This is a genomic window from Neisseria sp. GT4A_CT1, from assembly GCF_000227275.1.
Lineage (GTDB): Bacteria > Pseudomonadota > Gammaproteobacteria > Burkholderiales > Neisseriaceae > Neisseria.
Genome location: NZ_JH164966.1, coordinates 251,703 through 263,442 on the forward strand (window position 1 = coordinate 251,703; position 11,740 = coordinate 263,442).

Below are 11,740 nucleotides of genomic sequence, written 5' to 3' on the forward strand. Positions count from 1 at the left end.
ACGCTTGTGATAATATGACGGCGGCGGATACTTCGTTTCATCCGCCCCTCATTATTGCAAAAGGAAAAACGATGAAAAAAAACAATCTTGTCAAAAAATTGATGCTTGCTGCCGTAATGCTCCCGTTAGCGGTACAGGCGGCGCAAGCTGCGGAGATGGCATCCTTCGGCGAACCGCCCAAAGACTTCAAAATCGACTATCAAACCGAACAAACCGGCATGATCATGGTCGAGCTCGTACCGCAAAAACAGACTGTCGACAACTGGACACAAATGATCACCCTGCAGTCCATGGCAGGCGCAAACCTTGGTGCAGAGGAATTCCGGAACAATACTGCAAACTTATGGCAGAATGCCTGTCCGAAAAGCAGCTTCAATCCCATAACTGAAGGTGAAGCAAACGGCTATTCCGCCGCAGTGTGGCAGCTTACCTGCGAATACAACCCGCAAACCGGCAAACCCGAATACACTTGGTTCAAGGCCATACAAGGCGATGACAGCCTGTATGTGAAACAATACGCCTTTCGCTACGCGCCGAACAAGAAAGAAATACACAACGCTTTGGATCAGCTGCGCAAATTTACCGTCTGCGACAGCAGCGAACAACATCTTTGCAGCAAAAACGGAAAATAAGCGTTTAAACGTTTTCAGACGACCTGGTCGGCAGAGTACAACAAGGTCGTCTGTTTAAAGCCAAAACAATAATGCGCTTACGCCCCGCGTTCGAATGCCTCGATTTCGCCAACCTTAGGCGCATAACCGCTGCTTGTGTCGTGGCGCAAATCCAGCCAAATATCCACCAACGCCCAAGCGGCAGGCGCGGCAATGACGTTCTGCCCCATGCACAAAACCTGCGCGTCGTAGTTTTCCACCGAACCGCGAAGGGTGAGCAAATCATGTGCCGTCGCCGCCCGTATGCCGCGTACCTTATTGGCGGCAATCGCCGTACCCACGCCCGTACCGCAAATCAACAGCGCGCGGTCGGCACGTCCCGCCGCCACTTCCTGCGCCGCTGCAAACGAAAGCTGCGGATACGTTCCGTCCAACGAGGATAAATCAACCAAACTACCGACACGCGGATCGTTTTGCAAATGCGCTTTAAGCGCGTCTTTTAATAGTGCGCCGTTGGCAGGCGCGGCAATAACCAAACGCATACATACTCCTTAACCACATAATAAACATAACCAGCATACGCCCGCTTGCAAGACGGTTCAAGCCGATAGCCGCACTACCGCACCATAAACCGCATCGAAAAATCACAGGAAACGCAACATGAGCAAAATCTTTTTCACATCCGACCTACATTTTTCGCACAAAAACATCGCCAAATTCTGCCCGCAGTTCCGCCCGTTCGACAACATCGCCGACATGGACGAATACCTGATCAGAACATGGAACGAAACCGTTTCCCCCGACGATGACGTATACAACTTGGGCGATTTGTCTTTCGCCCATGACATCAAAAAAATCGCAGCCGTCCTATCGCGCCTCAACGGCAAACACCACTTGATTTACGGCAACCACGACGACATCATCCGCCATCACAACAAATACCTGTTTGAAACCGTCAAACACGACGGCCATCCGTTACTGTCATCCGCCCGAACCTACCGAAAACTGCAATTGGACGAAATAGACAACACGCTGATTTTGTTCCACTACCCGATTAACGAATGGGACGGCTGCCACAAAGGCTGGTATCACTTATATGGCCATTTGCACGACCGTCTGGCAGAAATCCCCGGCCGCGCCTTAAACGTCGGCTTCGACCTGCACGGCCGTTTCCTCACCCCGCAGGACATCGACAGCTTCCTCAGTCCGCTGCCGAAAATCTCATATTTCGGAGAAAACCCGACCGTTCCGTCCCAAGTAGAGGCCGCCAAGTATTTCGTAGCACACCAGTTACGTTCACTCAACAATAAAGCCAATCAGAAGGCGCAAAAATAAAAATCAAACTGATGCGGGTAGCCATGTTCAAATGCGGATAGCGTGACTCCATCCAATAACGAAAAGGTCGTCTGAAAAACATTTTCAGACGACCCCAAGCGTCAAACAAACCATGCCGCCTCCTTTTCAATCTTGTATTGTCAAAAACAAATTTACAGTCAGAATGTTATACAGTATCATCTCGAAACTCATTTACTTTCTTTCAGACGACCTATCCCTCTCTTAGAGCAAACCAATAATTCGGTAGCGCATTACTTTAGTTTCATAGCAAAATCAAAATTTGTTATATGCCGCCGATGTTCTTATCTGCTTGCGCCAATACATCACCTTAAGGTCGTCTGAATGCTTTACGACTTATGAATTCCATTCTCTTAACCGGCCTATTCCAACGGCTGCTGATTGCCCTTCTTGCAATTGCAGCATTATGGGCAATATATTTTTGGGCAGTCGCATCATGAGCATCAAGGTAGAAAATCTGACAGTCAGCTACCAACGCCGCCCTGCCATCCACCATATCGATATTACTTTTGAAGACCACAGCATGTGGGCAATTTTCGGCCCCAACGGTGCGGGAAAATCTACGCTGCTCAAAGCCATTATGGGACTTCAAAACATCGATACGGGCAAAGTGTCCCTTGAAGGATTGCAACGTAAAGATATCGCCTATCTGCCCCAGCAGTCGGACATTGACCGCAGCCAGCCTATGACTGTCTTTGAGCTTTCCGCGATGGGTTTATGGTACGAAATAGGCTTTTTTGGCCGCGTAAACGCCCAACAACACCAACGGGTGATGGCTGCATTGGAGCGCGTCGGCGTTCAGGATCTTGCCGACCGTCAAATCTCCCACCTTTCCAACGGGCAATTCCAACGTGTCCTATTTGCGCGGATGCTGGCTCAAAACGCCAACTTCTTGCTCTTGGACGAACCTTTTAACGCGGTAGATGCCCGAACAACTTACGCATTGCTAGACGTATTGAAACAATGCCATGAAGAAGGTCAAGCCATCATTGCCGTTTTGCATGATTACGAACAAGTCCGAACCTATTTCCCCCATACTGTATTGATTGCACGGGAAAAAGTTGCTGCAGGCGCAACCCATACCGTACTGACCGACGCCAATTTAAGCCAAGCCAATGCACTGATGCAAAGGCAAGAATCGGCAGATTGGTGCGAGGTATAACAAAAAAGCATTGCTAAATTTCCATTGCAATGCTTTTTTTATTGAAGTCCTATCAAGCAATTAACTTACGGCTGCAAAATAAAAACTGCACTATTATTAGTGCAGTTTTTTCAAATCATCCTTGAAACGATGATTAGCGTTTTTTACCGGTAACGGTAGCAACCGCCAGATTTTCGTTACGTTTCAGAGAAACGCTTTCTACACCTTCAGGCAGTTGGATGTCAGACAGGTGAAGGATGTCGCCGGCAACGACTTTAGTGCAGTCCAAATCCAAGTATGCAGGGATGTTGGCAGGCAAAGCGACCACTTCAACAGTAGTGTTCAACAGGGATACGCGACCACCTTGCAGTTTAACGGCTTGAGAGTTTTCAGCGTTAACAATGTGCAGAGGAACGCGGATGCGTACAGGTTGGTCGGCTTTAACGGCTTGGAAGTCGATATGTTGAACTTCGCGACGGAACGGGTGCATTTGGAAATCACGGACGATAACGTCTTTGGTTTCACCGTTCAGAGACAGTTTGATCAGTGCAGTGTGGAAAGATTCTTTTTCCAATGCGTAGAATACAGTTTTGTGATCCACAGTGATTGCAACGGGCTCTTGACCTTCACCGTACAAAATGCCGGGGATTTGGCCTTCGCGACGCAGGCGGCGGCTCGCACCAGTGCCTTGTGCTTCACGAACAGAGGCTTGAATTTCATAAGTCATGTTAAATACTCCAAATTAAATAAAACTACCGTCATCGGCCGCGACCAGCTTAAGACGGCTTCGGGGTTATGGCAGCAACATGCTGCCTGTCATCACTTCTTCATTGAAAAGATATGAGACGGATTCTTCATTGCTGATGCGGCGGACCGTTTCAGCCAAAAGGCCGGCAATCGTCACTTGACGGATGCGGTCGCATTGTTTGGCCGCTTCAGACAAAGGGATAGTGTCGGTAACGACAACTTGGTCGATTTCAGACGAGGCAATACGGCTGACTGCCTCTCCGGAGAATACGGCGTGGCTGGCATATGCCAAGACACGCTCTGCTCCGCGCTCTTTCAAAGCGACGGCAGCTTTACACAGCGTATTCGCGGTATCAATCATGTCGTCCACAATCAGACAGGTACGGCCTTGAATGTCGCCGATAATATTCATGACTTCCGCCACATTGGCTTTCGGGCGGCGTTTGTCAATAATTGCCAAATCGGCATTTAATGATTTCGCCACAGCGCGGGCACGGACCACACCGCCAATATCAGGGCTGACTACGGTCAGGTTTTCAATCCGCTGCTGTTTGATGTCATTCAACAAAATAGGAGTGGCATAGATGTTGTCAACAGGGATATCAAAGAAACCCTGAATCTGGTCAGCATGCAAATCGACAGTCAAAACGCGGTCGATACCTGCGGAATACAACATATTGGCCACCAGTTTGGCGGAAATCGGAACGCGTACAGAACGTGGACGGCGATCCTGGCGGGCATAGCCGAAATAGGGAATTGCTGCGGTAATACGACCGGCGGAAGCGCGTTTCAGCGCATCGGCCATCGTCAGGATTTCCATCAGGTTGTCATTGGTTGGGGCGCAGGTGGGCTGCAGGATAAATACATCACGACCACGGACGTTTTCCATCAATTCGATGGCAATTTCGCCGTCTGAGAATTTGGATACGGAGGCTTCGCCTAACGAAATATCCAAGTGTTTGACAACGCGTTGAGCCAACTCCGGATTTGCGTTGCCGGTAAATACCATCAAACTGTCGTATGCAGCCATATTTTCACCTGATTTTATGTTTAACTTCCGCTCAGAAAACGTCATGCTTCCCTCTGCCTATGTCCAAGACATTACGAGCGGTATTATACGCACAATGAACGGCATAGTGAATTAAATTTGCAGCGTTATATCGCGGGTACGCCTCATCACAATCCAAATTTATCACTATAAAACAAAGTTTTTCTGCGTTGTCATTGATTTTCAACATAAAAGAGCGTGTAAGGGAACTTACACGCTCTTATTTGGCTGGGGAGGAAGGATTCGAACCTTCGCATGCTGGAATCAAAATCCAGTGTCTTAACCGCTTGACGACTCCCCAATAAAGGGTGCTGGCTGGGGAGGAAGGATTCGAACCTTCGCATGCTGGAATCAAAATCCAGTGTCTTAACCGCTTGACGACTCCCCAACAAAGGGATTTGGCTGGGGAGGAAGGATTCGAACCTTCGCATGCTGGAATCAAAATCCAGTGTCTTAACCGCTTGACGACTCCCCAACTTTATCAAATCATTTGAAACAATGGATGAACGTCTAAACCTTCAACACAATATGCTTCATATGATTGTGAAACTTGTTGGTATATATTGTTTGCTTCTTGCCGACTATCCGTAAAGAGAAATATACACGCTCCAGACCCTGTCATTAGCGCAGAACCATATTCGGATAATTCACAATAAGCTTTCCAAACCTCAGGATATTCCTGAAAAACAACAGCCTGCATATCATTTCTAAACGGCTGCAAAGATTGGAAAGTCGGCATTATGCTTGGTTTGGAATTTCGTGTCAAGTTCTCATGCGAGAAAATTTTAGCAGTAGAAACATGTACCGACGGTTTGACTATCACATACCATTGTTTAGGAATTTCTATTTTGACTAATTGCTCACCGATTCCTCGTGCAAAAGCACTTTGCCCAAAAAGGAAAAACGGCACATCCGCACCCAAACCAACCGCCAAATCAATAAGCTGTTGCCTTGTCAGCCGACATTGCCACCATTGATTCAACACGGTTAACACAGTTGCCGCATCGGAGCTGCCTCCGCCCAATCCTCCCCCTGTCGGAATCTTTTTCTCCAACCAGATTTCCACACCACGACAGGAACCGGTATGTTGCTGCAAAGAAAGTGCGGCACGATAAGCCAAATCTTGTTCGCAGGGAATACCTTCAGTGGGATTATGCAGAATAATCTTTTTATCGTCTCGTGGCTTCAGGTGGACGGTATCATACAGCCCGATAAGGCAGAAAATACTTTCTAAATTATGGTATCCGTCATCCCTTCTGCCCGTAATACGCAAATCGAGATTCAACTTAGCAGGCGCGGGAAAGGCTTGAGCGTCGGAAGAAATGTCCATATCAAGCTCTTTTTTTATTTTTTAAGGCGGGCTGCACATTGCGTCTGATCGCTGGCAGCAGGTTCGTGGTTGACTTCGTCAAATACCAGACGGACATTTAATTTGGCATTTTCCAATTGAAGGATTTTCGGCTTGCCTTCGCTATTGGTGCTGCGTGTAATAGTCCAATTGAATTGTTCCAAACGGCCATCGGGCAACAATCGATATGGCGCATTGGCAACGCGTTTGCCATCCGCCCAAATATGCAGATATTGAACAGGCAATTCATAGCCCAAAAGTTTGTTGCTGAGCTCTTCTGCTGTTTCTGCCTGATAGACTCGACCTTTACTGTCTACTGCCAATACACCTTGATTGTCTTTACATAACTGTCCGACCGTACTGCCCAAAGGCGTATTGACGCTAATCGTTTGGACTTGATTTTGATAGGACCAGTCAAAATTGGCGTAAGAGCCTTTTTCTTCGACTTTTACTGCCAATCTTCCGTCCGCAGTGAAATCATTGACATTCTCCGCCGGCTTCCAATCATTTTGCTGAGACAAATTAGGATGCACACAAGCGGCAAGCAATATCAGTGTTGCAATAGATACTAAGGTTTGTAATTTCATAAATACTCCCAAAAGGTCGTCTGAAAACTATCTATCATCCCGGCTTCTTCCAAGGCCTTGCTTTCAGACGACCTCTTTCATTATTTCGATTTTACGGAACGCCCCGATTGGGCTTTTTTCGTTGGTTTAGGAGCAGCCTCCACGCCGAAACGCTTCATGGTTTCCCGCAATATTTTCATATCGCCTTCACCCTTCAGGCTGTCCGTCCATATTTTTTTGGCTTTTTCCTGCTCTCCGGATGCCCACAATGCTTCGCCCAAGTGTGCGGCAACTTCTGCATCGGGATATTTTTCAAACGCATATTGCAAATAAGGCAATGCGGTTTGCACATCGTCTTTCAGGAAATAAGCCCAACCCAAACTGTCATTGATGGCGGGGTTTTCCGGCTCGATTTGATAAGCAGCCTGAATCAGTTTAAAGGCTTCGTCTAAATTTTTCTTGGTCGGGGACAGCAAAATATAGCCCAACGCATTCAAACCATTGGCGTTATCCGGTGCCAATTCGACTACGCGGCGCAAATCGGCAATTGCCTTGCCCTGATCGCCCATACGGTCATAAATCATGGCTCGTTGGTACAAAACATCAGGCAACTGCTCCATGGCATCCGGCTGCCGGCTTATCTTGGGCAACATTTTATTCAGCTCGGACAATGCTTCTTGCAAATTATCGTGTTTGGACAAAGCAAACAGGGTAACCCGTTGCAATTCCTTACTGCCGAAATAACGCCCTTCCTGTTCCGGCAGGCTTTGCGCCCGACGTGCTTCTGCCAAAGCTGCCTTACCGTTTCCTTGCTCGGCCTCTAATGAAGCACCGAAAACTGCTTTATCAAAAACATAACTGGGGGAAACAACTTTGGCAAGCCATTGTTTGGCTTTGGGATAATCTTTAACATCGGCATAAGCCATCGCACCAATCAGGGCGGCACGGCTTTGCTGTTCGCTTGTTCCGATGTTATACGCCTTATCCAAATAATTGATAATCGTCGAAATATCGTCTTTACGATTGCTTGCCAACAACGCTGCCTGAATATACAGGTCTGGATTCGGGTTATTTTCCAACAGCGTACGCAGGCGCGCATAGGCTTTGTCGTTTTGTTTATTGGAAATCAGGTTGACGATTTCCAACTCCTGCCATACGGGCGAAAGATTGCGCGTATCGGTTTGCTCGAAGAAGCCGTTTAATATCTCGGGACTGCGTTGCGCCATCAGCCGTAAAGTCAGTAAAGTCGGCGGCAGCATCTCTGCATCCAGCCCTGCCAAACGTTGCAATGCCGCAATGGCATGTTTCTTTTTACCGCCTTGCGCACTGAAAATCACATCGGCAATCGCAGCTTCCGGCAAATCTTTATATTTCAAAGCTTCCTTATGGACTTGTGACGAAGCTTTCTCTGCCAACCCCGGTTGCTGAATCGCCGCCTGAGCCAACAGCAGGAAAATACGCTGATTCTGTTCTTCGCTGGCATTGGCCAAAATATCATCCAAACCATTCAAGGTCTTATCGCCCTGCCCCAGCAAGATATTGCGCAGCCAAGTCATACGTTTTTGCGCATTACCCGGAACAGGTTCGATTTCACGCCATTTTTGATAAATCATTTCCGCCTGTTGGAACGCATTGAGCGAAACCGCCATTTCTAAAGCGCGTTCCGCTACCTCCGGCGATTTGGTATTGTTCAACATCATCATGTATGTTGCCAACGCCGTACCGGCATCACCTTTCTGCAACAGTATTTCGCCGCTCAATAAGGTAAATATCTGATTTGCACGATTTTGTATATTCACACGGCGAGCCTGCTCGACCTTGAATTCATCAGGCGTAAAGCGGTTTCTCTTTTGAATAATCTGTTTCACGTCTTTCGGTGTTTTCACCTCGACGGCATTATCCTGTCTGGCGGCGGAAACTTGCACCGCAAACAACATCATGACCGCAGCGGCAATCGTGCGGGCGCGGGTTGGGGACAGCAACATAACAATCCTTTGTGTACAAAAAAGCCGCATCAGAATTCATACGGCCATAATCAAACGTAACTTTATCACAAGCGGCCAACTTTGTAGATTTAAGCAACCGTAAACCTATTGTAATATTCCTCCTTTTCAGACGACCCCTTGCCCTGAATTTGAACAGGTTCCCGGCTATCTCTTCGCGCTTAACCACCGTAATCAAATATAGTGGATTAACTTTAAACCAGTACGGCGTTGCCTCGCCTTGCCGTACTATCTGTACTGTCTTCGGCTTCGTCGCCTTGTCCTGATTTAAATTTAATCCACTATATAAGCAGACTACGGCCATCAACAATTCGACTCGAAATCAAAAAAGCTGAGTTCTGTCATTTACAGAACCCAGCTTACATCAACCGCCTGAACGAGCTTTATCAATACTGAATATAAGGCAGTTTAAAGTTTTCAGACGACCTTACGCACCATTACAACAAATTGCTGACGAAAATCAGCAAAATCACCAACGGCACGAGGTATTTCACATAGGCAAACCAAATATTGACCGTCGTATGGTTGCCTTTATAGAGCAATTCGTCTTTCGCTTCGTCCTTCATCACAAAACCGACAAACAGCGCGGAGCCGAGCGCGGTCAGCATAAACAAGATGTTGCCGCTGATGTAGTCAAAAGCATCGAAAATATTTTTGCCGAACACGGAAACGTCTTTCCACGGGCCATAGCTCAAAATGGACGGGATGTTGCCGAAGATGAAGATGGCAGCCAGTACAATCGTAATCGCTGCGGTACGGCGGATTTTGGTTTTCTCCTGAATTGTTGTAATCAACACTTCATAAATGGTCAGCGAAGTCGTCAGCGCGGCAATCAGGAGCAACGAGAAGAAAATCACGGCGAACACAGGCCCTGCCCACATATTCGAGAACACAATCGGCAAACTTTGGAATACCAAAGTCGGACCGGAATTAGGGGCGACGCCGAAGCTGAAGAGCGACGGGAAAATCATAAAGCCCGCCAGTACGGCGATAATGGTATTGGTAATTGCCGTAATGACTGCGGTTTGCACCAAATTTTCGTTTTTATCCAGATAGCTGGACAAGGTAATCATCACGCCGAAACCCAAGCTCAGTGCGAAAAATACTTGCCCCAAAACGAAGACGAACAGTTCGGCGGTAATCTTGCTGAAATCAGGCTTCAGATAGAAAGTAATCCCTTCCATCGCGCCCGACAGGGTAACGTTGCGCACGACCATGGCAATCAAGAACAAAAACAGCAGCGGCATCAGGTATTTCGCCGCTTTTTCAATGCCGCCGATGACACCTTTGACCAAAATCCATTGGTTCACAACGACAAACAAGAAAGTGTAGAACGCAATTTCCCAAGGGCTGTTTTCGATGTGTTCGGTAAAGAAGCTTTTCGTTATTTCGCCGCTGACAGGGCTGGAAATATTCAGATTTCCGCTAATAATATTAACGATATAGCTGATCACCCAGCCGCCGAGCACCATGTAATACGCCATAATGCCGAACGATCCGAGCAAGCCCATCCAGCCGACCAGTTTCCAAATTTTGGCGACGGGTTTGCCGTTCAACGAGCCACCGAATGCATCCAGCGCATTCACACCTTTGCGCCGTCCGATGACGTTTTCCACCAAAATCATCGGAATACCGATAACAAACATGGCGATACAGAATAAAAACACATACGCGCCGCCGCCGTTTTCACCGACCAAATACGGGAAACGCCACGTCGCGCCGAAACCGACAGTCGCGCCGGCAACGGTAAGGATATAAGTCAAACGGTTGGACCAAGTTTGACGGGGTTGGTTGGAAGACATAAAACACCATCTGCCTTGTTGGGAAAACTTGAAATTATACGCGAACGGATTAACGGTTCTTAACTGAATATCAAAAAGCAGTATAGTGAAAACATCTGGGAATTTTGCATTTTTTAGGGGAAAGCCATAAAGACAAAGGTCGTCTGAAAACAAAACAGGGGATATAGCTGGATACACTAGGAAACCATTGTCATTTCCCACCCTATTAAAATGTCAGAATTCAGACTTGAAACCACGATATGAAAAAACCTGCTTTGATCATGCAATCAAAGCAGGTTTTTATATTTGGTCGGAATGAGAGGATTCGAACCTCCGACCCCTTCGTCCCGAACGAAGTGCGCTACCGGGCTGCGCTACATTCCGAATGAGTGGCTATTATAGAGGAATTTTCGGCAGGATGCACGGATTTTGTTCACAATCTAAAATAAAAATAGATGAATTGCCTTCAATTTGCCTCTGTTTTCAATTAACATAACCTATCTTTAAAATTTATTTTACAAATAATCCTCAGACTTGATTTGAATCAAAGCTCCAAATTGAGTTTCATTTATAATCGCCGACATTGGAGCTGAGACGACAATTTCTCAGAGTCCTCAAGATTTTCTGATCAGTAGATGATGCATCTGCTTTGATTTAATACTCTCTATCTCTTTCCTCTTGATGTGTGTGTGTTTGGGTGTGGCTGTTGCCACCCCTTTTTTTTGGCTTTTATGTGAAGTAAAATCCGTAACAGCAAATTCTTAACTTCAACCATTTATCCGGAAACAAAATCATGAGCAATAAATTGACTCCGCCTGCCGAACTGCCTGACGAGCAGGATTTACGGGCGGTCTTGGCGTACAACATGCGACTTTTCCGCGTGAATAAGGGCTGGTCTCAGGAAGAGCTGGCGCGGCAATGCGGTTTGGATAGGACTTATGTGTCGGCGGTGGAGCGCAAACGCTGGAACATTGCGTTGTCGAATATTGAAAAAATGGCGACGGCTTTGGGTGTGGCTGCGTATCAGTTGCTGCTGTCGCCGCAGGAGCTGCTAAACCTGATGACCAATCCCTCTAATGCCCAACAGAGGTCGTCTGAAAACGATATTTGACCGCCAAGTCATCCGCCTCCTCTCCCCATAA

At 47.2% G+C, this 11,740-nt stretch carries 11 protein-coding genes, 4 tRNA genes and 1 pseudogene; 4 read left to right on the forward strand and 12 right to left on the reverse strand.

Annotated elements, in window-relative coordinates:
- The first annotated feature begins 71 nt into the window (after window positions 1–71).
- Entirely contained in the window at window positions 72–632 is a 561-nt protein-coding gene (locus HMPREF1028_RS05910) for a hypothetical protein (protein ID WP_009311873.1), read from the forward strand.
- Between the two features lie 77 nt (window positions 633–709).
- Here the strand turns inward: HMPREF1028_RS05910 and HMPREF1028_RS05915 are convergent, their stop codons facing one another.
- Window positions 710–1,153 (reverse strand): RpiB/LacA/LacB family sugar-phosphate isomerase, encoded by a 444-nt coding sequence (locus HMPREF1028_RS05915; protein ID WP_009311874.1) that lies wholly within the window; start codon window positions 1,151–1,153, stop codon window positions 710–712.
- Window positions 1,154–1,271: 118 nt separating this feature from the next.
- On the opposite strand from HMPREF1028_RS05915, the gene HMPREF1028_RS05920 reads away from it, so the two are divergent.
- Window positions 1,272–1,946, forward strand: coding sequence for a phosphoesterase (locus HMPREF1028_RS05920; RefSeq protein ID WP_009311875.1), 675 nt, complete (start codon window positions 1,272–1,274; stop codon window positions 1,944–1,946).
- Window positions 1,947–2,400: 454 nt separating this feature from the next.
- A complete protein-coding gene (locus HMPREF1028_RS05925; protein WP_198006979.1) occupies window positions 2,401–3,126 on the forward strand; it encodes a metal ABC transporter ATP-binding protein in 726 nt (241 codons plus the stop codon).
- A gap of 133 nt (window positions 3,127–3,259) precedes the next feature.
- Here HMPREF1028_RS05925 and HMPREF1028_RS05930 read toward each other — a convergent pair whose 3' ends face one another.
- The 11 genes and pseudogenes from HMPREF1028_RS05930 to HMPREF1028_RS05975 all read right to left on the reverse strand — a co-directional run bounded on the left by HMPREF1028_RS05930 (window position 3,260) and on the right by HMPREF1028_RS05975 (window position 10,982).
- Window positions 3,260–3,832 carry a 50S ribosomal protein L25/general stress protein Ctc gene (locus HMPREF1028_RS05930; protein ID WP_009311877.1) on the reverse strand — a complete coding sequence of 191 codons (573 nt, stop codon included), beginning with the start codon at window positions 3,830–3,832 and terminating at the stop codon, window positions 3,260–3,262.
- Window positions 3,833–3,898: 66 nt separating this feature from the next.
- The gene (locus HMPREF1028_RS05935; protein ID WP_045072760.1) at window positions 3,899–4,882 is read right to left on the reverse strand and encodes a ribose-phosphate pyrophosphokinase; all 984 of its coding nucleotides are present in this window, start codon (window positions 4,880–4,882) and stop codon (window positions 3,899–3,901) included.
- 243 nt (window positions 4,883–5,125) lie between these two features.
- A tRNA-Gln gene (locus tag HMPREF1028_RS05940) sits at window positions 5,126–5,201 on the reverse strand.
- A gap of 11 nt (window positions 5,202–5,212) precedes the next feature.
- Window positions 5,213–5,288 (reverse strand) — tRNA-Gln (locus HMPREF1028_RS05945).
- Between the two features lie 11 nt (window positions 5,289–5,299).
- Window positions 5,300–5,375: transfer RNA gene (locus HMPREF1028_RS05950), tRNA-Gln, on the reverse strand.
- Between the two features lie 6 nt (window positions 5,376–5,381).
- Window positions 5,382–6,230: a 4-(cytidine 5'-diphospho)-2-C-methyl-D-erythritol kinase gene (ispE, locus tag HMPREF1028_RS05955; protein WP_009311878.1), complete on the reverse strand. Its 849-nt coding sequence runs from the start codon at window positions 6,228–6,230 to the stop codon at window positions 5,382–5,384.
- Between the two features lie 14 nt (window positions 6,231–6,244).
- Window positions 6,245–6,835: a lipoprotein insertase outer membrane protein LolB gene (gene lolB, locus HMPREF1028_RS05960; protein ID WP_009311879.1), complete on the reverse strand. Its 591-nt coding sequence runs from the start codon at window positions 6,833–6,835 to the stop codon at window positions 6,245–6,247.
- 80 nt (window positions 6,836–6,915) lie between these two features.
- The gene (locus HMPREF1028_RS05965; RefSeq protein WP_003778238.1) at window positions 6,916–8,799 is read right to left on the reverse strand and encodes a tetratricopeptide repeat protein; all 1,884 of its coding nucleotides are present in this window, start codon (window positions 8,797–8,799) and stop codon (window positions 6,916–6,918) included.
- A 190-nt stretch (window positions 8,800–8,989) separates the two neighbouring features.
- Window positions 8,990–9,103 (reverse strand): annotated as a pseudogene (locus tag HMPREF1028_RS14635) (IS5/IS1182 family transposase); the annotation flags it as partial.
- A gap of 151 nt (window positions 9,104–9,254) precedes the next feature.
- On the reverse strand, window positions 9,255–10,619 hold the full coding sequence (locus tag HMPREF1028_RS05970) for a sodium-dependent transporter (RefSeq protein ID WP_009311880.1): 1,365 nt from the start codon (window positions 10,617–10,619) through the stop codon (window positions 9,255–9,257).
- Window positions 10,620–10,905: 286 nt separating this feature from the next.
- A tRNA-Pro gene (locus HMPREF1028_RS05975) sits at window positions 10,906–10,982 on the reverse strand.
- Window positions 10,983–11,391: 409 nt separating this feature from the next.
- Here HMPREF1028_RS05975 and HMPREF1028_RS05980 point away from each other — a divergent pair.
- Window positions 11,392–11,709: a helix-turn-helix transcriptional regulator gene (locus HMPREF1028_RS05980; RefSeq protein WP_009311881.1), complete on the forward strand. Its 318-nt coding sequence runs from the start codon at window positions 11,392–11,394 to the stop codon at window positions 11,707–11,709.
- Window positions 11,710–11,740: the final 31 nt, after the last annotated feature.

Coding starts and splice junctions, on each gene's coding strand:
- HMPREF1028_RS05910 (WP_009311873.1), top strand. CDS start 72: ATGAAAAAAAACAATCTTGTCAAAAAATTGATGCTTGCTGCCGTAATG.
- HMPREF1028_RS05915 (WP_009311874.1), bottom strand. CDS start 1,153: ATGCGTTTGGTTATTGCCGCGCCTGCCAACGGCGCACTATTAAAAGAC.
- HMPREF1028_RS05920 (WP_009311875.1), top strand. CDS start 1,272: ATGAGCAAAATCTTTTTCACATCCGACCTACATTTTTCGCACAAAAAC.
- HMPREF1028_RS05925 (WP_198006979.1), top strand. CDS start 2,401: ATGAGCATCAAGGTAGAAAATCTGACAGTCAGCTACCAACGCCGCCCT.
- HMPREF1028_RS05930 (WP_009311877.1), bottom strand. CDS start 3,832: ATGACTTATGAAATTCAAGCCTCTGTTCGTGAAGCACAAGGCACTGGT.
- HMPREF1028_RS05935 (WP_045072760.1), bottom strand. CDS start 4,882: ATGGCTGCATACGACAGTTTGATGGTATTTACCGGCAACGCAAATCCG.
- ispE (WP_009311878.1), bottom strand. CDS start 6,230: ATGGACATTTCTTCCGACGCTCAAGCCTTTCCCGCGCCTGCTAAGTTG.
- lolB (WP_009311879.1), bottom strand. CDS start 6,835: ATGAAATTACAAACCTTAGTATCTATTGCAACACTGATATTGCTTGCC.
- HMPREF1028_RS05965 (WP_003778238.1), bottom strand. CDS start 8,799: ATGTTGCTGTCCCCAACCCGCGCCCGCACGATTGCCGCTGCGGTCATG.
- HMPREF1028_RS05970 (WP_009311880.1), bottom strand. CDS start 10,619: ATGTCTTCCAACCAACCCCGTCAAACTTGGTCCAACCGTTTGACTTAT.
- HMPREF1028_RS05980 (WP_009311881.1), top strand. CDS start 11,392: ATGAGCAATAAATTGACTCCGCCTGCCGAACTGCCTGACGAGCAGGAT.